This window comes from Aliikangiella aequoris, assembly GCF_053709105.1.
Genome location: NZ_CM132298.1, coordinates 3,682,805 through 3,703,775, shown reverse-complemented (window position 1 = coordinate 3,703,775; position 20,971 = coordinate 3,682,805). Strand labels below are relative to the sequence as shown.

Annotated in this window: 21 protein-coding genes and 1 other RNA gene; 15 read left to right on the top strand and 7 right to left on the bottom strand. The window is 41.5% G+C overall.

Annotation, left to right across the window (positions count from 1 at the left end; translation table 11 throughout):
* Positions 1 to 45 precede the first annotated feature (45 nt).
* The 3 genes from ssrS to zapB all read right to left on the bottom strand — a co-directional run bounded on the left by ssrS (position 46) and on the right by zapB (position 841).
* Positions 46 to 228, bottom strand: a non-coding RNA gene (gene ssrS, locus ACUR5C_RS16075) — 6S RNA.
* A 118-nt stretch (positions 229 to 346) separates the two neighbouring features.
* Positions 347 to 658 carry a cell division protein ZapA gene (locus tag ACUR5C_RS16070; protein WP_454466205.1) on the bottom strand — a complete coding sequence of 104 codons (312 nt, stop codon included), beginning with the start codon at positions 656 to 658 and terminating at the stop codon, positions 347 to 349.
* A 3-nt stretch (positions 659 to 661) separates the two neighbouring features.
* On the bottom strand, positions 662 to 841 hold the full coding sequence (zapB, locus tag ACUR5C_RS16065; protein WP_454466204.1) for a cell division protein ZapB: 180 nt from the start codon (positions 839 to 841) through the stop codon (positions 662 to 664).
* 119 nt (positions 842 to 960) lie between these two features.
* Between zapB and ACUR5C_RS16060 the strand changes: the two genes are divergently transcribed.
* From ACUR5C_RS16060 to ACUR5C_RS16015, 10 genes are all read left to right on the top strand, one after another.
* Positions 961 to 1,551: a UPF0149 family protein gene (locus ACUR5C_RS16060; protein WP_454466203.1), complete on the top strand. Its 591-nt coding sequence runs from the start codon at positions 961 to 963 to the stop codon at positions 1,549 to 1,551.
* Between the two features lie 48 nt (positions 1,552 to 1,599).
* Positions 1,600 to 2,958, top strand: a complete 1,359-nt coding sequence (gene pepP / locus ACUR5C_RS16055) for a Xaa-Pro aminopeptidase (protein WP_454466202.1) — start codon at positions 1,600 to 1,602, stop codon at positions 2,956 to 2,958.
* On the top strand, positions 2,958 to 4,274 hold the full coding sequence (ubiH, locus tag ACUR5C_RS16050; RefSeq protein WP_454466201.1) for a 2-octaprenyl-6-methoxyphenyl hydroxylase: 1,317 nt from the start codon (positions 2,958 to 2,960) through the stop codon (positions 4,272 to 4,274). Before pepP ends, ubiH begins: the two co-directional genes overlap by 1 nt.
* Positions 4,258 to 5,463, top strand: coding sequence for a UbiH/UbiF/VisC/COQ6 family ubiquinone biosynthesis hydroxylase (locus ACUR5C_RS16045; protein WP_454466200.1), 1,206 nt, complete (start codon positions 4,258 to 4,260; stop codon positions 5,461 to 5,463). Before ubiH ends, ACUR5C_RS16045 begins: the two co-directional genes overlap by 17 nt.
* A gap of 178 nt (positions 5,464 to 5,641) precedes the next feature.
* Positions 5,642 to 7,627: an adenylate/guanylate cyclase domain-containing protein gene (locus ACUR5C_RS16040; protein WP_454466199.1), complete on the top strand. Its 1,986-nt coding sequence runs from the start codon at positions 5,642 to 5,644 to the stop codon at positions 7,625 to 7,627.
* A gap of 51 nt (positions 7,628 to 7,678) precedes the next feature.
* Positions 7,679 to 8,095, top strand: a complete 417-nt coding sequence (locus ACUR5C_RS16035; protein ID WP_454466198.1) for a VOC family protein — start codon at positions 7,679 to 7,681, stop codon at positions 8,093 to 8,095.
* A 167-nt stretch (positions 8,096 to 8,262) separates the two neighbouring features.
* Positions 8,263 to 9,348 (top strand): glycine cleavage system aminomethyltransferase GcvT, encoded by a 1,086-nt coding sequence (gene gcvT / locus ACUR5C_RS16030; RefSeq protein ID WP_454466197.1) that lies wholly within the window; start codon positions 8,263 to 8,265, stop codon positions 9,346 to 9,348.
* Positions 9,349 to 9,406: 58 nt separating this feature from the next.
* Entirely contained in the window at positions 9,407 to 9,793 is a 387-nt protein-coding gene (gene gcvH, locus ACUR5C_RS16025; protein ID WP_454466196.1) for a glycine cleavage system protein GcvH, read from the top strand.
* Between the two features lie 128 nt (positions 9,794 to 9,921).
* Entirely contained in the window at positions 9,922 to 12,795 is a 2,874-nt protein-coding gene (gene gcvP / locus ACUR5C_RS16020; RefSeq protein ID WP_454466195.1) for an aminomethyl-transferring glycine dehydrogenase, read from the top strand.
* 83 nt (positions 12,796 to 12,878) lie between these two features.
* On the top strand, positions 12,879 to 13,301 hold the full coding sequence (locus ACUR5C_RS16015; protein ID WP_454466194.1) for a hypothetical protein: 423 nt from the start codon (positions 12,879 to 12,881) through the stop codon (positions 13,299 to 13,301).
* Between the two features lie 57 nt (positions 13,302 to 13,358).
* Here ACUR5C_RS16015 and ACUR5C_RS16010 read toward each other — a convergent pair whose 3' ends face one another.
* The 3 genes from ACUR5C_RS16010 to ACUR5C_RS16000 form a co-directional block, all read right to left on the bottom strand.
* Complete coding sequence (locus ACUR5C_RS16010; RefSeq protein WP_454466193.1) at positions 13,359 to 14,864, bottom strand: tryptophan halogenase family protein; 1,506 nt, start codon at positions 14,862 to 14,864, stop codon at positions 13,359 to 13,361.
* Between the two features lie 187 nt (positions 14,865 to 15,051).
* Positions 15,052 to 15,774 (bottom strand): hypothetical protein, encoded by a 723-nt coding sequence (locus ACUR5C_RS16005; protein WP_454466192.1) that lies wholly within the window; start codon positions 15,772 to 15,774, stop codon positions 15,052 to 15,054.
* 48 nt (positions 15,775 to 15,822) lie between these two features.
* Positions 15,823 to 16,752, bottom strand: coding sequence for an MBL fold metallo-hydrolase (locus ACUR5C_RS16000; RefSeq protein WP_454466191.1), 930 nt, complete (start codon positions 16,750 to 16,752; stop codon positions 15,823 to 15,825).
* A 322-nt stretch (positions 16,753 to 17,074) separates the two neighbouring features.
* On the opposite strand from ACUR5C_RS16000, the gene ACUR5C_RS15995 reads away from it, so the two are divergent.
* From ACUR5C_RS15995 to ACUR5C_RS15985, 3 genes are all read left to right on the top strand, one after another.
* The gene (locus tag ACUR5C_RS15995) at positions 17,075 to 17,554 is read left to right on the top strand and encodes a peroxiredoxin (protein ID WP_454466190.1); all 480 of its coding nucleotides are present in this window, start codon (positions 17,075 to 17,077) and stop codon (positions 17,552 to 17,554) included.
* A gap of 130 nt (positions 17,555 to 17,684) precedes the next feature.
* Entirely contained in the window at positions 17,685 to 18,134 is a 450-nt protein-coding gene (locus ACUR5C_RS15990) for a DUF6491 family protein (RefSeq protein ID WP_454466189.1), read from the top strand.
* 64 nt (positions 18,135 to 18,198) lie between these two features.
* On the top strand, positions 18,199 to 19,755 hold the full coding sequence (locus tag ACUR5C_RS15985) for a M17 family metallopeptidase (protein ID WP_454466188.1): 1,557 nt from the start codon (positions 18,199 to 18,201) through the stop codon (positions 19,753 to 19,755).
* Between the two features lie 35 nt (positions 19,756 to 19,790).
* Here the strand turns inward: ACUR5C_RS15985 and soxR are convergent, their stop codons facing one another.
* Entirely contained in the window at positions 19,791 to 20,246 is a 456-nt protein-coding gene (gene soxR / locus ACUR5C_RS15980; protein WP_454466187.1) for a redox-sensitive transcriptional activator SoxR, read from the bottom strand.
* A gap of 76 nt (positions 20,247 to 20,322) precedes the next feature.
* On the opposite strand from soxR, the gene ACUR5C_RS15975 reads away from it, so the two are divergent.
* The gene (locus ACUR5C_RS15975; RefSeq protein WP_454466186.1) at positions 20,323 to 20,487 is read left to right on the top strand and encodes a hypothetical protein; all 165 of its coding nucleotides are present in this window, start codon (positions 20,323 to 20,325) and stop codon (positions 20,485 to 20,487) included.
* Between the two features lie 27 nt (positions 20,488 to 20,514).
* Complete coding sequence (locus ACUR5C_RS15970) at positions 20,515 to 20,925, top strand: VOC family protein (protein ID WP_454466185.1); 411 nt, start codon at positions 20,515 to 20,517, stop codon at positions 20,923 to 20,925.
* Positions 20,926 to 20,971: the final 46 nt, after the last annotated feature.

Sequence of the window (20,971 nt, the reverse complement as noted above, 5' to 3'; positions counted from 1 at the left end):
CGGTAAGTTTTAGACGTAAAATTGATAGCTATAAGATTGATAAAGACATCACCCATCTTGCCGTTTGCTGGTCTCGCCCATGAACCCGAGGGTTCAGGGGGGAATTCCGTACTTCAATCAGGCTTTCCGATACGAGCCGGACTTGCACACCATGAACTAACAAGAACTCCCAGAGATAAGATTATCGGCTCAAGGACTACAACAGCTTGGCGCACAAGACAGGCGATGGCTGCAACTATGGTAACGCCTTTTAACCTAGACTGGCTAGCTAAGATTAAATATAAAGCATTAAGCGTTTGATTTTACGAAAATTATTTTAATAATAAAGCAGCTAATTTATTAATAGTTAGAGTTCTAATTGGGCATTTTCCGCTAAAACTGTATCAATTTTATTGGTTAAAGCTTGTACTCTTTGGTTTGCGTCTTCGATTGCTTGCGAGCTGCTTGGGTCGCCGGTTTGGACTTCATAGGTCAGGTTGAGTGCTGCCATTACCGCAATACGTTCGGTGCCAACTATGCGACCACCTGCTTTTATCTCGCGCATGCGCTTATCTAAATTTCTGGCGGCTTCCTCAAGTGCTTCTACTTGATCTTCGGGGCTAGACACATGATATTCATTGCCCATTATATGCACGGTAACTGGCTTTATTTCAGACATTGATTAGCCCATATCTTTAAGTCGATTAATCATGGCTTCAATTTTAGTGCTAGCCAACTTATTCTTTTCGATCAAGCTGTCGCGGTCGCGTCGCAACTGGGAGTTTTCGGATTGTAGACTCTGGTACATTTCTAGCAGTTTAGAAATACGAGTTTCCAGTTGTGAAAGATTTGAAGTATCCATGGCAAACTATTGTTTTTTAGAATGATTTTAATATAGAGCGCATGACCTTTGCGGTCAATGGTATAATCATAAAAATGCGCAAGAATTTGCTATAAAACAGCTTTTTAGAGGATAAATCAGTGGATACGCCAATAAAACCCAGTTTTGAACTGGAATTTGACTATGAATTTGTAGAGGGCTTGTTAGCCGATATTGAATGCGAAACCAGCGCTGCGGAAGTACAATCTATCTTATGTGGTTTACTTTGTGGCGGTTATAAAACTAATAGCAACGCTTGGCTTCCCCTTGTTTCTGATGTAATTCATCACGGTGAACCACTTAGCGCAGAAGCCACTCAGGCGATGCAGCAGCTCATGGCTTGGACCGATAATGAACTTGGGCAGCAAGAAACGCTATCACCGTTATTTTTACCTGATGAAAGCTTCGCCCCTATTGATCAACTAGAAGCCTTAATTGCATGGAGCGAGGGCTTTTTGTTAGGCTTTGGTTTGCAAGTGGGTCAGCAAAAAATTGATAATCGAGAAGTGAATGAATCTTTAATGGATTTAGCTGAAATTTCTAATTTAGAGTTATCAGCCGATGACACAGAAGAATCACGTGCAGCGCTGTTTACTTTAATAGAGCATATTAAAGTTGCGGTACAATTAATTTATTGGGAAATGGTAATTAAACACCTACCTGCTGCACCAAAAGACAGTACTTTACACTAGACTGCGAGAAGCTTCGGCTGAGTTGCAGCATATTGCTTAGGATATTGAATGGGCGTTGCGAATAACACGATAATTTCGAGAGCCGAATACGCTCGACGGCGGCGCGAGTTAATGGATTTAATGGGTAATAATTCAATTGCCATTTTACCTTCAGCCACGGAAAAAATTCGCAGTCGCGATACTTACTACCCTTTTCGCCAAGATAATGACTTTTATTACCTCACCGGTTTTAACGAGCCAGAAGCCGTTTTGGTCTTGCTTCCAGGAAGGGAGCACGGAGAATATGTCATGTTTTGCCGTGAAAAAGATCCACATATGGAGTCATGGCATGGGCGTCGTGAAGGGCAAGCCGGAGTAAAGAAAAACTTTGGCTGTAATGACGCTTTTCCTATCGATGACATCAATGATATTTTGCCAGGCTTAATGGAAGGTCGAGAGCGAATTTACTACGAATTTGGCAACCATGATGACTTTGACCAAAAAATTATGGGCTGGATAAGTTCGTTTAGAGCTTTAGTAAAAAAAGGCGCTAACCCGCCAGGTGAACTCATTGATTTAAGCCATTTTTTACATGATTTGCGTTTAATAAAAAGCAAAGCAGAAATCGAGGTTATGCAAAAGGCAGCGCAGATATCGGCTTTGGCTCATAAAGCAGCTATGGGTATTTGTCGGCCTGGAATGACTGAGCAAAGGATAGAAGCAGAGCTAAAATATCAATTTGCACAACGGGGTGCGCGCTATGAGGCCTACTCTTCGATTGTTGCTGGCGGTGCCAATGCTTGTATTTTGCATTATGTAGAAAATAGTGATGTGCTTAATGATGGTGACCTTTTACTGATTGATGCCGGCGCAGAATATCAACACTATGCTGCCGATATTAGCCGTACCTTTCCCGTTAACGGGCGCTTTAGTGAAGTTCAAAAAGCGGTTTATGAAATTGTACTTAGCGCAAATTTAGCTGCGATTGATGCAGCTAAACCCGGCAATAGTTGGTCTGCTCCCCATGACGCGGCGGTGCGTGTATTAACAGAAGGCTTAATTACCCTAGGCATACTACAAGGCGATCTTGAAGAGTTACTTGAAGGTGAAGCTTACAGGCCCTTTTATATGCATAAAACTGGACATTGGATTGGCTTAGATGTGCATGATGTTGGTGATTATATGCAAGACAGAGAGCCGCGTGAATTGGCAGAAGGTATGGTACTAACAGTGGAGCCTGGGCTTTATTTTACCCCGCGAACTAAAGGCTTAAATAAAAAATATTGGGGAATTGGAGTTCGCATTGAGGACGACGTGGTAATAACCGCAAAAGGGAACCGAGTTCTCACCGACGAAGTGCCCAAAACAGTCGCAGAAATTGAGCAGCTAATGGCACACCCAATAACCTGTAACGATGAGGCAAATTAATGCAGCAATTTGATGTTAGCATTATAGGCGCCGGAGTTGTTGGTTTAACGGCCGCTATTAGCTTTGCCCAACTGGGGCTGTCGGTTGCGGTTGTTGAGCAGCACTCGAGTCAACATCCGCACAGTAATAGTTTAGACCAGCGAGCCATAGCACTGTCTGCTTCGAGTATTAAAATTTTGCAGTCTTTAGAGTTGTGGCAGCCCATTGAAGCAGCGCAAATTGCCACCCCAATTCAAAATATTCACGTTTCTGATCAAGGTCAATTTGGGTTTACCCGAATTAATGCGAATGAACATAAGGTTGCTGCGTTAGGCCAAGTTGTTACCCTAGAAACCTTAATTCCGGTGTTGTGGCGACAACTGAACCAATACGCCAATATTAGCGTTTTTTGCCCGGCTAAACTAAGCCAAATAGAAAAGCACGCGCAGGGCGCAACATTAAGCTTAACTTCGCTTGATAGTACGCCAGATATAAATATAAACACCCAGCTTGTGCTAGCTGCGGATGGTACTTTTTCAAAAGTTGCACAGTTCTGTGGTATTGCTATTGAGCGCTCGCCCTACCAACAAAGTGCAGTTATCTCTAATGTCATTTGCGAAAAGCCGCATCTAAATAGCGCTTTCGAACGGTTTACCTTGCAAGGTCCGTTAGCGATGCTACCGCTTAAATCTAATCAAATGGGCTTAGTATGGTGTCAAACTGCAGCTCAAGCGGAAGCCACTATGTCGCTCTCTGACACCCAGTTTTTAGCTAAATTACAGTCTGAGTTTGGATATCGCTTAGGAAAGCTAACCAAAGCAAGTCAGCGGGTTAGCTACCCTCTGAGTTTACATATGGCGACACGCCCTTTTGCCGACAGAGTTTTACTGTTGGGGAACGCTTGTCATACTTTGCACCCCATTGCCGGACAAGGTTTAAATTTGGCTTTACGTGATGTTGCCGGATTAAACGATTTGCTTATTGAGCTATTAATGAGTGTATCCTCAAAGCCAGGGTCTAAAATAGAATTTACTGAGCAACAGTGTCGTCATTTAACGCAAGCCTTTGCCGAAAGTAGAAGGCAAGACTGGGAGCAAACAGTCACAGCTACCGATACTTTAGTGAGACTGTTTTCGCAGGATTTTATGCCATTGGTGGTGATGCGAAATTTAGCCATGAAATGGGTAAATCGTTGTTTTTGGAGTAAGCAGTCACTAGCTAACAACGCTATGGGTTTTAGTGGCAGAAGCTCTCGCTTAGCAAGAGGTTTAGGCAATTTAACGGCGGTAAATCCAGCGCACAGGGTGAAGGTGAAAGACAATGCAAACACAATATGACATTGTCATAGTAGGCGGCGGTTTAGTTGGCTTGGCTATGGCGCTAAGCTTGCAGCAAAGCCAATTAAAAGTTGCTTTATTCGAAAAGTATCCGCTGCGCGATATTGACACATCTGACTGTTTAGGTTCATGCGAAGCAGAGCAAATTGATAATCGAGTGAGTGCGATTAACCCGGCTAATTTTAATTGGTTAGGCGGTTTAGGTGTGACCCAGCATTTGCCGTCAGAAAGAGTCAGCTATTACGATAAAATGCACGTTTGGGAAGCTGATGGTACCTCTCAAATTGAATTTGATGCGGCTGAGGTTGCACAGCCATTTTTGGGTACCATTTTAGAAAATAAAGTGCTTCGCGCTGCAATGTTAAAACAACTACAAGCGCAAGGCGATGTTGATATTATCGATAATGTCGCGATTAAGGCAATGTTGACTCATTCTAGCTATAACGAACTAGCGTTAGAAGACGGTCGCTTCACTCAGTGCCGCCTGGTTATTGGTGCAGATGGCGGTCAGTCTCAACTCAGACAGCTTGCACGGGTGCAAGTAAACCAAACAGACTATGCTCAAAGGGCGCTGGTCGCCACTGTAAAAACAGCTCATCCGCACCAGCAGACTGCATGGCAAAGGTTTACACCAAGTGGTCCGGTGGCTTTTTTGCCTTTAGTTGATCCGCATTTGTGTTCAATTGTGTGGTCACTCGACAATGCCACTTATGAAGCAATAGCCGATCAATTAAATACCGAGTTTGCTGCGTTACTAGCTCGGTTTTTTGGGGCGCGTTTAGGTGAGGTAACTTTATTGTCTAATGTTGCAAGCTTTCCTTTATCGGCCAAACATGCCCAAGATTATCTTGCCGAAAGGTTGGCGTTAATTGGTGACGCAGCACATACTATTCACCCTTTGGCGGGCCAAGGAGTTAACTTGGGCTTTCAAGATGTTGCCAGTTTGGCTAACTTAATAGCGCAGTTGAACCTAAAGCACAAAGACTTTGGGCTACGTGCTTATCTAAGACCATTTGAGCGCGAACGTAAGTTTTACAATCAGGCGACTTTACACGCAATGTCTGGGCTTAAATCTATTTATGCGGCGCAAAATTTGCCCACTACGCTGTTTAGAAACCTAGCGGTATCTCAAATAAACCGTAGTTCGAGCATCAAGTCGCTATTAATAAAACAGGCGATGGGATTCTAACTTGGTCGGTAATGATTAAAATGGTGAAAATATCTCAAGTTTGTTAAATTGGTTATGTTAAAGTGATAAAAACATTAATGAAGAGTCAAATAGGATGACCGACACTAGCAGCACCTTTCGAAACAGCTAGCGCAGCTGTTCAGGTAGTGAAAGAGGACATACCTAGTATGCGAACAGTATGCGAATAAAAACCGGTAGACAGTTTAGAAGCTATGTAATTAGCTGGTTTTTGATGATCGTCGGAATTATTTTAGTGGTGGGCTGCTACTATATTTACCACAACTTATATTACTTTCAGCTTCAATTTCTAGCGCAAAACAAAGCCCAGCAAGTCCAGGTGTTTGCGAGTTTTATTGATCAAAAAAAGCATAACCAAATTGTGCTAAATCCAACCAGCAGTGACGAGTATTTTCAGTGGTTGTCGCAAACCTTTAATCATTACTCTCGGTCGAGTGCTTCACTTAATCCTGATCATCTGTTTTCCGTAGTTAGTGATACCGATGGGTTAAAATATGGGTTTAACTCTCAAACAGCGCAACAAGATCAAATTCAACTCGCTACTCGAGATTTTACGCTGCATTTATTTGAAGTAGATGGTCAATTAAAATTTTTACATGGCAATCAGTTTTTGCGAAGAATTGAAATTGAAGCTAACAAGCAAGTTTTTCAAGCAAGCTTAAAGATAGATCGCAGTCGAAAGCCTTCGCGCACGGATCTCCTGATTAATAATCAATTAGTGTTTTCCACCCAAAATAATCGCCATTTTAAATTAGGCAATAAGCAGATTGAGTTAAGCGCAAGCAAAAACACGCCTTATCAGTTGAGTTTGAACCTTAATACCACCATGCCAGCACAATTACGTTATGTAAGCGCCGGTGAAAAGCTTTATTGGCCCGGCACCTTTTTAAGTCTTACCCACCCTATTTATGCAGAATTAAAGCAAGCTTTAAGCAGTCAGTCCATTGTTCGTAAAATCAAAAAGCAATCTGAAATAGAACGGGAAATTACTGTTGTTGTGCCTTTAGCGAGTGAGTCTAAAAAGAAAGTATTATTAGTTAGTCATATTAGCGCCCGCCAAGTCGGTGCTTTTTGGAATAGCTTTTTACAGTCGGTAATTTTTGAAATTAGCTTAATGGTTGTAGCGCTAATGCTCGCGGCAATATTTTTTGCCAGAAAAATTACCGGGCCATTAGAACAATTGAATATTGCTATCGGCCGGTTAATTTCAAATGACTTTAGTTTTAAGCTATCAACTAAAGGGTTTGGTAGTTTTAGCTTTTTAGCAGATCAGTTCAACCTCATGTTAACCCGCATTCAAACAAGCCGGAGTGAATTGATTCAACTAAACAAGTCTTATAGCCGCTTTGTCCCTCACCAATTGTTGAAGCAGCTAAGTAGTAATGGGGTTAGCGATATTGCACTGGGCGACTGTTGCGAAAGAGAAATGACAGTTTTGTTTTGTGATATCCGTGGGTTCACTACTTTGTCTGAATCAATGTCACCGCAAGCTAACTTCCGGTTTATTAACCACTATTTAAGTCAAATAGCGCCGGTGATTAATCAGCGTGGCGGAATTATTGATAAGTATTTGGGCGACGGCATTATGGCGCTGTTTCCAAATGGTGCTGAGGCAGCATTAATGGCTGCCAATGAAATGTTAGTTGCCCTTGATCAATATAACAAAAAGATGCTCGACAAAGGCTTACCGCCGATTAATGTTGGTTTAGGGCTACACTCTGGTAAGATGATGTTAGGGGCCGTTGGCACTCAGTCTAGAATGGATGCGACCGTGGTTTCAGATACGGTAAACGCAGCGGCTAGAGTAGAGTCTATGACGAAAGTCTTTGGTACCAAAATATTAATTACCGAAGAAACCAAGCGCCAACTAGAAAATTTATCCGCATTTGATCTACGCTTTATTGCCACTTGCCATATAAAAGGTAAAGCAAAAAAAGTGACTTTATATGAAGTTTATAACACTGATACTGTGTCATTAAAAAAAGAGAAAGCCGGAAACCAAAGGGGTATGATACTCGCTTGGAAAAAGTATCGTGAAGGCGACGTTGAAATGGCAGTTCAAATGTATCAGCAGCTCATAGAAAAAAGCCCAAATGACAAAGCCTTATTTGCATTAATTGAATGCTGTCAAAAAGGCCGTTTATAAGTTTTAAGTTATTCTCCTAGTGGAAAACAATCTTTAATAAAAAGGTTTAGCATGAAATTTTTACACTCAATGATCCGTACCAACTGTCCTGAAGAGTCACTTAAATTTTACCTAGAGGGATTAGGGTTATCATTAATTAAAAAGCGTGATGTTCCCAAAGGTGAGTTTACACTTTATTTTATTGGTGAAAGTGAAGATAGCCCCATGATTGAACTTACCCATAACTGGGGCGAGCGAGTCTATACCCAAGGTGATCAATTTGGTCACTTGGCCTTTGCCGTGGAAGATATTTATGCGCTGTGCGAGCATTTGCAAGAGATGGGTGTGGTCATAAACCGGCCACCACGCGATGGTCACATGGCCTTTGTAAAAGATCCTAACGGTATTTCTATTGAGCTACTCCAAAAAGGCGAAGCACTGTCGCCACAGGCCCCCTGGGATTCTATGCCAAATACCGGTAGTTGGTAGCTTTTAGCAGCACAATAGAGTTCAAACCTATCTGTTATAACCTTTTGTTGAGGTTGCTTTGCTACTTTAGAGAATAAGTTATAACAAAAAGGTCGTTGTCTGAGTTCTCATTACTAAGAGAGATCTGTATAATTCGCGGTCATTAAAATCGCTTAGGAACTTAGTGAATGAGTAAGCAAACCCCATTTTACCAATGTCATCTTCAAGCCGGCGCTAAAATCGTAGATTTTGGTGGTTGGGATATGCCGCTACATTACGGCTCACAGATGGACGAGCATCATCAAGTGCGCCAAGATGCCGGCATGTTTGACGTATCTCATATGACCACTGTAGATGTGACTGGCGCCCAGGCAAAAGCTTATTTGCAATATTTATTAGCAAACGATGTCGCCAAGTTAACCACACCAGGTAAAGCACTTTATAGTGGAATGCTAAATGAAGCCGGTGGCGTAATTGACGATCTAATTGTTTACTACATCAGCGAAACGAATTATCGCGTAGTGGTGAATGCTTCTACACGTGAAAAAGATTTAGCCTGGATGAGCCAACAAGCGACTAAGTTTGAAGTAGAAGTTGCAGAAAATAATGAATTTGCAATGCTTGCAGTGCAAGGGCCAAACGCGATTGCCAAAACAAATCAAGTATTGAGTGCCGCACAACAAGAAGCCGTGGCGGGATTAGGTGTGTTTGTAGCAGCAGATTGCGAAGGCTATTTTATCGCGCGAACTGGTTATACCGGCGAAGACGGCTACGAAATTATGCTGCCGGTATCTCAAGCGGCCGAGTTTTGGGATAAATTAGTCGCTGTAGGTGTTAAACCTTGTGGACTAGGCGCCAGAGATACTCTGCGGTTAGAAGCGGGTATGAACTTATACGGTAACGACATGGACGAAACCGTTTCTCCTTTAGAAGCCAACATGGCTTGGACTATAGCTTGGGAGCCAGCGGAGCGAGACTTTATAGGCAAACAGGCCTTATTAGCGCAAAAAGAAGCTGGCGTTAAGAACAAGTTAGTTGGTCTGGTGCTGGAAGGTAAAGGCGTTATTCGCTCGCATATGAAAGTGGTTGTTGAAGGTGTAGGTGAAGGTGAAACAACAAGTGGCACTATGTCACCTACATTAAAGAAAAGTATTGGTATGGCAAGAGTTCCCAAACAAACTGGTGACCAAGTGATGTTGGAAATTCGTGGCAAATTAGTCCCTGCTAGGGTGGTTAAGCCGAGTTTTGTTCGCAAAGGCCAAGCTTTGGTGTAAAATCTGCGCCAATAAATGATTTAGCATTTAATGATTGAGTAAATTTGAGGAATTAAGCATGAGTAATGTTCCAACCGACCTAAAATACGTTAGTTCACATGAGTGGATTCGCTTAGAAGATGACGGCAGTGTAACTGTTGGCATTACCGACCATGCCCAAGAATTACTGGGAGATGTGGTATATGTTGAATTACCTGAAATCGATAGCGAAGTTGCTTTAGAAGATGAAATTGCCGTGGTTGAATCAGTAAAAGCCGCTTCAGACATCTATGCCCCATTGTCTGGAACGATTATTGAGGTCAATGAAGCGCTTGAAGATGCACCAGAAACTGTCAACTCTTCTCCTTATGATGATGGCTGGATGTTTAAAATGAAGCCTTCTGAAGAGTCTGAAATAAATAATCTGTTAGACGCAGAAGCTTACTCTGCCGAAATTGAAGATTAATTAGCGAGTTATACCTACAACGGCTGATAAAATAGCCTTTAAAGATTAAGCCTCGGGAATATCCGGGGCTTTTTCAGTTTTTCAAGCCCCGAAAAAAGCGACCTTTTCGGTAATTTATGAGTAAAGATATGAACCAAACATTGCATCAACTATCCAACAACCAAGAGTTTATTCAGCGACATGTTGGCCCAGATGAACAAGAAACTCAGCAAATGCTAGAGTATTTGGGGTTGAATTCTCTTGATGAATTACTCGAAAAGACAGTTCCAAATAAAATTCGGTTGCCAGAAGATCTTAATATTCCTTCTGCTCGAACTGAGCAACAAGCGTTAGACGATATTGGTCGCTATGCTTCCATGAACAAAGTTTACCGTTCATTTATTGGAATGGGCTATTACCACACTAAAACGCCAACGGTTATTTTACGTAATGTATTGGAAAACCCAGGTTGGTACACCGCTTATACGCCTTACCAACCAGAAATTGCTCAAGGTCGATTAGAAGCCATTATTACTTACCAGCAAATGACCATTGATTTAACTGGTATGGAGTTAGCCAGTGCTTCTTTACTTGACGAAGCTACCGCTGCTGCAGAAGCCATGGCAATGGCTAAACGAGTGACTAAAAATAAAAAATCGAATCAGTTTTTTGTTGATGAAAATGCTTTTCCACAAACAATTGACGTCATTAAAACCCGTGCAGAGCACTATGGGTTTGAAATTATTATGGGGAATGCGCGCGAAGCAGCTAACCATGATGTGTTTGGTGCTTATGTTCAGTACACCGATAAAACCGGCGAAGTGATCGATTTACAAACAATTATTGCTGCGCTTCATGAAATGAAAGCCATTGTTGCTGTTGGTGCCGACATTATGAGCTTAGTAATGCTAAAAGCACCTGGCGAAATGGGCGCTGATATTGTACTAGGTTCGTCTCAAAGGTTTGGTGTACCCGTTGGATTTGGTGGCCCGCATGCGGCATTTTTTGCTACCCGCGATCAGTTTAAACGCGCAATTCCGGGACGAATTATTGGGGTATCTATAGACTCAAATAAACGCCAGGCTTATCGCATGGCAATGCAAACTCGAGAGCAACATATTCGCCGCGAAAAGGCCACATCTAATATTTGTACAGCGCAAGTATTGCTAGCCAACATTGCGGCTTTTTACGCGGTATATCACGGGCCTCAAGGTCTTAAGAAAATTGCCTATCGTATTCACCGCTTGGCCGGAATATTAAACCACGCCTTAGTCAATGCAGGGATAAAAGTAGTTAACCAAACTTACTTTGATACCTTAACAATAGATGCTGGCGATATGCGTGATGACATAATTGCCCGAGCAACAGAAGCTGAAATCAATTTGCGAATAGACACTAACGGTACTTTAGGATTAAGTATTGATGAGTCGACCACACCTGAAGAAATTCAATTGTTGTTTACAATTATTAGCGGAAGCAAACAAGTTTTAGATATTGAAGGATTAGATCAAGACGCGGCTAAACATGAGTCTTTCGAAAAAGGCTTATTGCGCACCACTGATTTTTTGACTCATCCAACGTTTAATACGCATCACTCTGAAACTGAAATGTTGCGATTTTTAAAGCATCTAGAGAACAAAGATTTATCTTTAACGCATGCAATGATTGCTTTGGGAAGTTGTACTATGAAGTTAAATGCAACTTCAGAAATGATACCTATCACTTGGAAAGAGTTTGGGCATATCCACCCTTTTGCACCAGAGTTTCAGACTCAAGGTTATCAAGCCCTAATTACCGAGTTAGAAAATTGGCTAGCTGAAATTACGGGTTACGATGCGGTTTCTATGCAGCCAAATTCTGGTGCGCAAGGAGAGTACGCTGGTTTATTGGCAATTAAAAAATATCACGAAAGCCGTAATGAAGGTCATAGAAATGTTTGTTTAATTCCAAGTTCTGCGCATGGTACTAACCCGGCGAGTGCGCAAATGATGAATATGAAAGTTGTTATTGTTAATTGTGATAACGAAGGCAACGTAGATTTCGAAGATCTTAAAAAGAAAGCAGAGCAAGTATCAGATAACTTATCTTGTTTAATGATTACTTATCCATCGACGCATGGCGTTTACGAAGAGCAAATTAAAGATATATGCGAGGTGATTCACCAGCATGGTGGTCAAGTGTATATGGATGGCGCCAATATGAATGCACAAGTAGGTATTACCTCTCCTGGCATAATGGGCTCAGATGTTTCTCACTTAAACCTACATAAAACATTCTCTATTCCACACGGTGGCGGTGGACCGGGTGTGGGCCCTATTGGGGTTAAGTCACACCTTGCGCCATTTTTACCTAACCATAGCGTACGTAAAATTGCTAATACCGGTGAAACTAATGGCGCTGTATCTGCAGCACCCTTTGGTAGCGGTGGCATATTACCCATATCATGGATGTATTGTGCCATGTTAGGTAACGAAGGACTGGCGCACTCCACTAAAATGGCGCTATTAAATGCTAATTATTTAACTAAAAAATTATCAGAGCACTATCCAATATTATATAAAGGCCGCAACGATAAAGTCGCTCATGAGTGTATTGTCGACTTGCGCCCGATTAAAGCTGAAACGGGTATTACCGAAGTGGATATTGCAAAACGCCTAATGGATTATGGCTTTCATGCACCAACTATGTCTTTTCCTGTTGCAGGAACTTTAATGATTGAGCCAACAGAAAGTGAGCCTTTAGTTGAAATTGAGCGCTTTGCTCATGCAATGATTTCGATTAAGCAAGAAATTGAAAAAGTGCGCAATGGTGAATGGCAAGCAGATAACAACCCATTAACGAATGCACCGCACACTCAAGTTGATTTGCTTAACTGGGATAAGCCCTATTCTATAAAAGAAGGAATTTACCCAGTGGAAGGCCAAGAAGGAAGAAAGTTTTGGCCAAGTGTTAATCGTATAGATGATGTATACGGTGACCGTAACTTAATGTGTGCTTGTCCGTCACCGGATGAGTATCGGTAGTTTGATATTATAGTACGCTATAAAAAAAGCGAGTGAATAGCTCGCTTTTTTTATTTTTAGAGAATCACTTACTGGAGAAAATTTTGCAAAATATCAATATCAACCGTAAAGAGCTAAGCGCAGAGTGGCAGCTTTTGCAAACGCAGTTTGATAGTTATGAAAAGTTCTCTTTATTAATTAAGTTATTTTCTTTCAGCGTTTTTTTGACAATGTTTTATTGGAAAATTCAATTGATTTTGTCCTTAGCTGTGCTTGCAAGTATTTGGCTGCAAGACGCCATTTGGAAAACTTATCAAGCGCGAATTGAAACGCGTTTGACTGAAATTGAAAAATCATTGAATACTCAAACGGAATTGTCAGCCTATCAATTTAATTCTGAGTTTAATGTAAACCGCCCAGGGATATTGGGCTTGTTTAAAACTTATTTCTGTCAGGCTATACGGCCGACCATTGCATTTCCCCATGCTATGTTAATCGTTTTGGTCATCGCATTTAAATTCCTTTAATGAATTTATTTTTTTATTAACACCGCATTAGTGAAGAGTCGCCAAGTGACTACTTCACTACATTTTATCTGCGGCGCAGTATTGAGCAATAAATTCCTCATGGTTGGGTATTTTGTCAGCGATACTGTCTACATTTTTACGTAAAAAATTTAGCCTTGTAGTTAAATCGTTTGGCGGCATTAAGTCGGCCAGTGCGTCGTATGATGTTGGCTTTATTCCCTGCCCTATTAAAACTTGTTGCCAGGCAACTTCGCTAAACAAATCATCTTGATACTTAGAGATTCTGCCTTTAGTTTTAAATTGTTCAATTCGGTGTTGCAAGCTATCTGGTATGTCGATTGATTGTCTGTCTATCCAAAATTGAGAGTCATTACGCTCGGTCGCTATATAATGTAAGATAATAAAATCTCGAATTCTTTCATATTCGCTATCTGCTTGGCGGTTATACTCATTAATATCAACTTGATTGATACCAGTATTTGGAAATAGTTGAACAAGTCTAACTATACTTGCTTGCACTAAATGCAAAGCGGTTGACTCTAATGGTTCTAAAAATCCAGAAGATAAGCCAATAGCCACGCAGTTCTTTTCCCAAAACTTATGTCTTTTTCCGGTGGTAAATTTTAACACTCTAGGATCGGCAAGCGCAGGCCCTTGAATGTTTTGCATTAAGGTATCGGTAGCATCTTGATCGCTGATGTAGTCGCTACAAAATACGTGACCGTTTCCTACTCTGTGTTGGAGTGGTATTTCCCACTGCCAACCCGCTTTATGCGCAATTGAGCGAGTGTAAGGTCTGATTGGCTTGGTTGTTTTACAAGGTACTGCTACCGCACTATTCATTGGTAGCCACTTTGACCAGTTGTCATACTCAATACCTAAACTATCACCTATGAGTAGAGCTCTAAATCCAGTGCAATCAATAAACAAGTCGCCACAAACTTCTTGTCCATTTTTTAGTAACACAGACTCTATAAATCCATTTTCTGAGTTTTTATTAACTTGGCTAACGATTCCTTCAATTCTTTTGACGCCTAATTTTTCACTGTAGTTTCTTAAGTAGTTTGCATAAAGCTGAGCGTCAAAATGATAAGCATATTGGAGTTCGGTAATAGGGTTGTTTGCTTGGTTCTTAAATTTTGCAAATTTATTTTCTTTAGCAAGCTTTGCATTGATTGAGTAGTCCCACAAGTTAGTTTGACTATTGCTTAATTGGTCTCGCAACCAGTAATGATGAAATTGGCTTGGCCCAATACTTGCGCCCATTTGGCCAAAAGCATGAATATAACTGCTGCCTATTTTGTCCCAGTTTTCAAATTGAATACCCAGTTTGAAGGTGCCTTGGGTTGCTTTTACAAAGTCTACTTCATCTATACCGAGCTTTTGATTAAAAAGTGAAATTGTGGGAATTGTGGCTTCACCAACCCCTAAAATTCCGATTTGTTCGGACTCTACTAAGGTTATATCTAGCTGATTACCAAAAATTTTTATTAGCATAGAAGCAGACATCCAACCCGATGCACCACCGCCAACTATGACAACCTTTTTTAAATTTTCGTTCATGAAATAGCCTGTTGTAGATAAAATTTTAGAATGATTTAGAGTTTTTTTAACTGAAGTAAAATACAGATAAAAGTCATGCTATTGGTCTAATTTATGACGACTTATTATACATAAATTTGTCGTTCTTGCACTGCTCATTCAAATTGAATGGCAAAGCGAATAGTCGCATCAATTTAAGCTTTTAAAATCAAGGCTCGCTGACTCTAAAGGGCGATATAAAGTAATAAATGAGTGATACAACGAAAATAAGCGCAGACAGGTACATTAATTTAGCCGCTTTGCTAACATATTTTACAAGTACTTCAATATCATTTACCCAAATAGTCTCACAGGCTCCATCGCCTGTGTCTGTTCGGGTTGTGCTTGTGCCCCTTTGGTTGCCATTTTCACCTTGGTAGCTAGATAACCAGCCGGTAATACGGATTTGATCGCCGATATTCAAGTCACGAATTTGATCGCGAATTTGGGCGTTGTTAGTAATAATGTGATTATTAGAAAGTTGTTCCATTTTAAAGTGCTTCCATGCTTTGTCGCTTGCAGTGTCGACATTGCAAGTGAACTGTCCATTCCAAAAATTGATTTGGTTTAGAAAAGGGTTAGTGGCAGTTTCGCTCCACACAATACATAAATCGGCGATGTTTAATTTATCGCCCCACTGTTGGTGCAAACCGTATTGGCTGTTGTGATGACGGTAAGAGACCAGCATGCCATAAATTTCATAATCATAAAGTGGTTGAACTTGGTATTGCGCACCGTCAATGCTTGCCGTAATAGGGTCCAGTTCAATTGAAGTTTGTTTAGGCGGTTGTAAAATAAGCGGGTCAATTTTTCGGTTAGGATCAAAGTCATTTCTTTGAATAAAAGAAATAATAAAGACTAAAAAGCTACCCAGCATAATTACTTTGAGCAAGTGACATACCTCAGAAAAGGCCCGAAGTTCGGGCCTTTAAATGGACTTTTAATGAGAATGTGCGCTTTTTGCTTGCTGCTGAGTTAAGCCGCGATAGATTTGTTTGGTCATTTTTTCAGTGGTAATAAAGCCCCAGCTCCACTTGTCGGTATACTTTTTCAATGGATCCAAAGCTAAAATCTCGGCTTCAGATTTACCCGAGTCAACCAGTCGTTTAACGATGGCCTTGCAATCAACTAGCATATCAACTGATGCTTGCAAATCTTTTGCCGTTGCTAAAGGTCCATGCCCTGGAATAATTTTGGTTTTAGGGTTGGCGATTGCCAAGATTTTATTCTGTGCGGCAATATATCCGTCTAGACTACCGCCGCTATCAGCGTCAATGTAGGGAAATAGGCCGTTGAAAAAGGTATCGCCAGTATGAATTACGTTAGCTTTTTTAAAGTGAATGACCGCGTCGCCGTCGGTATGGGCGTGGCTAACATGAAATAAGTGGGCTTCATCTCCATTTAAATGAAAACTCATCTCTTGCGCAAAGGTAATTACCGGTAAGGCTGATTTAGGTGCTGGTTTATTGCCTTCGCTGGTTGTAATGCCTTTATTAAGCAAATGTTTACGTAGGTTTTCATGTGCAACTATGTGAGTTCCTGCTTTACCCATGGCCGCATTATTCCCAGTGTGATCGCCGTGTACATGGGTATTAATTAAAAAGTCGACAGGCTTATCGGTGACTGATTTAATCGCTTCTTGCATTGAATCTAAAAGTGGTGGCATAGAGTCATCGATCATTACGACGCCGTCAACGCCGCTTGATAGGCCAATGTTACCGCCGGTGAAACCACCCACGCCAATTAACATATGCAAACCGGGAGTAACTTCAAGGGCTTCAAAGTAGGGCTTTTTTTGCTTTGCAACTAAGGGATTCAAACAACTGAATATTAAACTAGCAGCGAGGGTAAATTTAGCGGTTTTTCTCATTCTAGAGCTCTCCGTTGGCGATGTATTATTGTGCGCACCGCTACTACTGATTAAGCAAACTACAGCGTCGGCATAAGTATTTTAGAAATAGAAAAATACTGCATTTAAGCCAGACTTGCAATCGGCATGTTAATTGGTCGTAAGCTTCAAAGCGGGAAATCTCATGTTTCAATGTTACGCCAAATCCTGTGATTAGGCTTGGTTGTTAATTGATATTGGTGCTAAGCTAGAGACGACTTAAAGCTTAAACCTTGGCCGTAAATTGGTCCATGGCTAGCTTACTAACATTCTGATAATTAACGTTTAATTAAGGACTAATAAGATGACTATTCAAGCTAATTCTCAAGTGCCAGCGGTAGATGTAAAGGTTGTTGTTGCAGGTGAAATGCAAGATATAAATACCGGTGAACTGTTTGGTTCAGGAAAGTCGGTTTTATTTGGAGTGCCAGGCGCGTTTACACCAACTTGCTCAGAGGCCCACTTACCTGGTTATGTTGTGTTAGCTGATCAAATTAAAGCGAAAGGGGTTGAGCGCATTGTTTGTATGTCTGTAAATGATGGATTTGTAATGAAAGCTTGGGGAGCCGCTAGCAATGCGCAAGAGCTAACTATGCTAGCCGATGGCAACGCAGAGTTTACGGCGGCGTTAGATTTAGCGCTTGATGCGAGTGGCTTTGGAATGGGTAAGCGCTGTAAAAGGTTTGCGATGATTATTGATAATGGCACAATAACCCATGTGTTTGAAGAAGCGCCCAAGGAATTCGAAGTTTCTAAAGCAGAATATGTTTTAGAAAAACTTTAACGCTTAAGCGGCTTACTCTAGTTAAGATGAGCCGCTCGTTAAATTTAAACAAGTAACGGTTAATCTTAAGCGCGGCATTTAGTCAAGTCTTGATATTTGCTAAGACTTAACATTTTAATTGGAGGTTAGTGTGATTCGATTAATTGCGGTATTTTTAATGCTTAACTTACTGGTTGCCTGTGCTGGTCAACAAACAACAGCGAAACAGCGTGCGCAACTATATAGCGATTATGTCGCTAAGCATAAAATAGAGTCAGTAGAACGTATTAGCGCCTTTAAATTTCACGGATGGCGATCATTAGATAGTAATCATTTAATTATTTCGACTTCGGTATCGCGCAACTATTTGTTAACGCTACACACCAGTTGCTTTGAATTAGAGCACGCACATGGAATAGTCGTTAACAACCGTTTTGGTAGCTCGCTACAATCTGGCTTCGACTCAATATCTACGGCGGGTATGCCTCAACAAAAATGTACCATTAAATCGATTCATCCGTTAACTAAAGAGCAAGCGGATGAAGTGACCGGGTTGCGTAAAGCGCTATTAAAACAACTCAAGAAAAACCAAGAAAAATAAATTGAATTAATAAGAAGGTTGCGGCCTTAGGTCGTAACGCAATGTGTCACAACAAGGAGACAGTATGGGATTCCCTAAGTTGCACTGTAACAGTGATAAAAGTGCATTTTTAAATAGTAACCAAGCAAATGACTGTGTGATTTTAGTATCGCCGAACGCTCATTGCGAATCCTCAGCAGAAATTTCAGCTGTTATTGAAAAAGCCGCCAAGATCGATCAGCGAATTGGTAAAGAGGCTTTATTAGTGGGCGCTGAAGCTTTATCGGGAGCGCGCTTAGTTTACGCAGCAGTTGGGCCAATTGAACGTGACTATGACGACGTGAGAAACTTTGGCGATGCCGCAGCGCAAGGCGTTTTAATTGCTAAAAATGCTGGTGCTAAAAATCCCATTATCATTGTTGAAGGTGCTCCCCAAGACTCAGTATTTAAAAATGCGCTTGAGGTTGCTTATTTAAGTGCCTGCCAAGCTTTATGGCAGCCACTAGAAGCACGCCAAGCTGGGAATGAAACCGAGTTAGAGCCGGTTAATTCGATCACATTATTTGACCCAAAGGGCGAGGTTGATGTTAACTTTTTAACTGCGGTGGAGGCTGGTCGAAGACTCGCTAGAGATTTAGCCGGTACAGAGCCTGAACAATTTGCGCCTCCGGGATTTGCTGACTATTGTAAAGACGCCTTTGCTGGTACTAGTGTTACCACTGAAGTCATTGCTGATTATTCAATCATTGAAAAGGAATACCCGTTATTAGCGGCTGTGGCGCGTTGCTCTAATCAAGTAGAGCGCCATCAACCAAGAGTGGTTAATTTAACTTATCAGCCGGAAGGCCCTATTCAAAAGACGCTTTTTTTAGTGGGAAAAGCGGTTACCTATGATACTGGCGGTGCCGATGTTAAAACCGGCGGACATATGGCTGGTATGAGCCGCGATAAAGGCGGAGCTGCGGCGGTTGCTGGCTTTGTTAAAACCATCGCTGAGCTAAAACCTAAAGGTATTAAAGTGGTTGCAAGCTTAGGTGTAGTAAGAAATAGCATAGGCGCCAATGCCTTTGTTGCCGACGAAATTATTACTTCTCATGCGGGTGTTCGGGTGCGAATTGGCAATACCGATGCCGAGGGCCGACTCGTCATGGCTGATTTACTCTCGCACTCTAGAGTACAAGCCTTAAAAGAAACAGCACCAGAATTAATGACGGTTGCGACCTTAACGGGTCATGCTGCTTTAGCCGCTGGGCCTTACACTATTATGATTGAAAACGGTCCTGCTAGAGATATTCAAATGGCGAATAAGCTTGAGCAAGCGGGCGAAAGTTGGGGTGATGGGGTTGAGGTAGGCCGCTCACGACGCGAAGACTGGAACATGATAAAGCCTAGAACCGCTGCCGATGATGTTTTGTCATCTAACAATGGACCTTCGGTTTCAGTGGCTCGTGGGCACCAGTTCCCAATGGCATTTTTAGCACTATCTTCTGGGCTTGACCAACATGGCTCGCGCACCGAGAGTCCGCTGCCCTACACTCATATTGATATTGCGGGCAGTGGCGTAGAAGGAAGCGACTGGCAACATGGAAAACCTACAGGCGCTCCGTTAGTTGCTTTAGCTGCACGATATTTAAGAGCATAATTATTACGATTTAACAGGCTATGCTAGCAACTGGCCTATTTTTGTTTCCAAAAAACTGCACCGCTGCCTGTTAAAGCAGCGGTATCTTGCGGGTTTCTTAAACTGCAATTTTTAATTGAAAGGCAGCCACAACCTATACAAGTGTCTAATTCGTCGCGCAGTTGACTCAGCTGATCAATTCTTTGTTGCAGTTTATTGCGCCAGCCCGCTGACATTTTTTTCCACTCTTGTGTGCTTGGTGACTTGTTGGCTGGTAGTAACTTAAAGGCCTCGCCTATTTCATTTAGAGAAATACCTAATCGCTGTGCGGTTTTAATAATTGCGATACGCCGTAAGGTACTGCTATTAAAGCGCCTTTGATTGCCAGCATTACGGCTACTGGTAATTAATCCTTTTGACTCATAAAAATGAACCGTTTGCACGGACACGTCCGCTCGTTTAGCGATTTGCCCAACACTTAGCCCCGCCGAGATTTGATTTTTATCTGCCATTGAAAAAAGCTCTTGACCTATAGTTAACTATAGGTTTTACACTTTTTCTCAACTTAAATCAAATCAGGAAATCATTATGGCACTAGCAACAACTTATCGAGTTATTGATAATTTAAAACAGGTCAATAACTTAGAATCAACTACCGAACAACCTCAATTATTCGGTTCTGGGTTGGAAAATCAGTTTGGCTTTTGGAGTCGGTTCAGCAAAATTTTCAATGCCACTATGAGTAAAAAATAACCCAATAAATTCATTAGGAGATTACCGATGTTAGCCGCAAAATTTACCGGAATCGATCATTTCCACCTATACGTAGACGACAAACAAAAGGCCGTTAAGTGGTATCAGCAAGTGCTTGGGTTTAAGGTGGTAGACTCGTTGCAATTCTTGCTACCAAACGCCGGTCCGTTAACCATAGCAGATGAGTCAAAGACTATTCATTTAGCGCTATTTACGCGCCAAGACCAAACACCTTCAAATTCCCTAGCGCTGGCATGTGACGGTACTAGCTTTATCAATTGGATAGCACAGCTTAGGCACCATAACGTCAGCGTTAAAGTTAAAAATCATAAAGTCACTTGGTCGTTGTATTTTTGCGACCCTTTTGCGAATAGGCACGAAATTACTACGCACGATTTTGATCTAGTTAAACAATCATTAACTTTGCAAGCTAGTTAAAGTTATTCGATTTTGTTAGAGTAGCGAAAAAATTGATGGAATAGAT

What these genes read in the sequence shown, in the direction of transcription:
- ACUR5C_RS16000 (WP_454466191.1), bottom strand. Translation starts at nt 16,752, where the DNA reads ATGAGAAAAACCGCTAAATTTACCCTCGCTGCTAGTTTAATATTCAGT.
- ACUR5C_RS15985 (WP_454466188.1), top strand. Translation starts at nt 18,199, where the DNA reads ATGGGATTCCCTAAGTTGCACTGTAACAGTGATAAAAGTGCATTTTTA.
- ACUR5C_RS16045 (WP_454466200.1), top strand. Translation starts at nt 4,258, where the DNA reads ATGCAAACACAATATGACATTGTCATAGTAGGCGGCGGTTTAGTTGGC.
- gcvH (WP_454466196.1), top strand. Translation starts at nt 9,407, where the DNA reads ATGAGTAATGTTCCAACCGACCTAAAATACGTTAGTTCACATGAGTGG.
- soxR (WP_454466187.1), bottom strand. Translation starts at nt 20,246, where the DNA reads ATGGCAGATAAAAATCAAATCTCGGCGGGGCTAAGTGTTGGGCAAATC.
- ACUR5C_RS16035 (WP_454466198.1), top strand. Translation starts at nt 7,679, where the DNA reads ATGAAATTTTTACACTCAATGATCCGTACCAACTGTCCTGAAGAGTCA.
- ACUR5C_RS16070 (WP_454466205.1), bottom strand. Translation starts at nt 658, where the DNA reads ATGTCTGAAATAAAGCCAGTTACCGTGCATATAATGGGCAATGAATAT.
- ACUR5C_RS15975 (WP_454466186.1), top strand. Translation starts at nt 20,323, where the DNA reads ATGGCACTAGCAACAACTTATCGAGTTATTGATAATTTAAAACAGGTC.
- pepP (WP_454466202.1), top strand. Translation starts at nt 1,600, where the DNA reads ATGGGCGTTGCGAATAACACGATAATTTCGAGAGCCGAATACGCTCGA.
- gcvT (WP_454466197.1), top strand. Translation starts at nt 8,263, where the DNA reads ATGAGTAAGCAAACCCCATTTTACCAATGTCATCTTCAAGCCGGCGCT.
- gcvP (WP_454466195.1), top strand. Translation starts at nt 9,922, where the DNA reads ATGAACCAAACATTGCATCAACTATCCAACAACCAAGAGTTTATTCAG.
- zapB (WP_454466204.1), bottom strand. Translation starts at nt 841, where the DNA reads ATGGATACTTCAAATCTTTCACAACTGGAAACTCGTATTTCTAAACTG.
- ACUR5C_RS15970 (WP_454466185.1), top strand. Translation starts at nt 20,515, where the DNA reads ATGTTAGCCGCAAAATTTACCGGAATCGATCATTTCCACCTATACGTA.
- ACUR5C_RS16040 (WP_454466199.1), top strand. Translation starts at nt 5,642, where the DNA reads ATGCGAATAAAAACCGGTAGACAGTTTAGAAGCTATGTAATTAGCTGG.
- ubiH (WP_454466201.1), top strand. Translation starts at nt 2,958, where the DNA reads ATGCAGCAATTTGATGTTAGCATTATAGGCGCCGGAGTTGTTGGTTTA.
- ACUR5C_RS15995 (WP_454466190.1), top strand. Translation starts at nt 17,075, where the DNA reads ATGACTATTCAAGCTAATTCTCAAGTGCCAGCGGTAGATGTAAAGGTT.
- ACUR5C_RS16010 (WP_454466193.1), bottom strand. Translation starts at nt 14,864, where the DNA reads ATGAACGAAAATTTAAAAAAGGTTGTCATAGTTGGCGGTGGTGCATCG.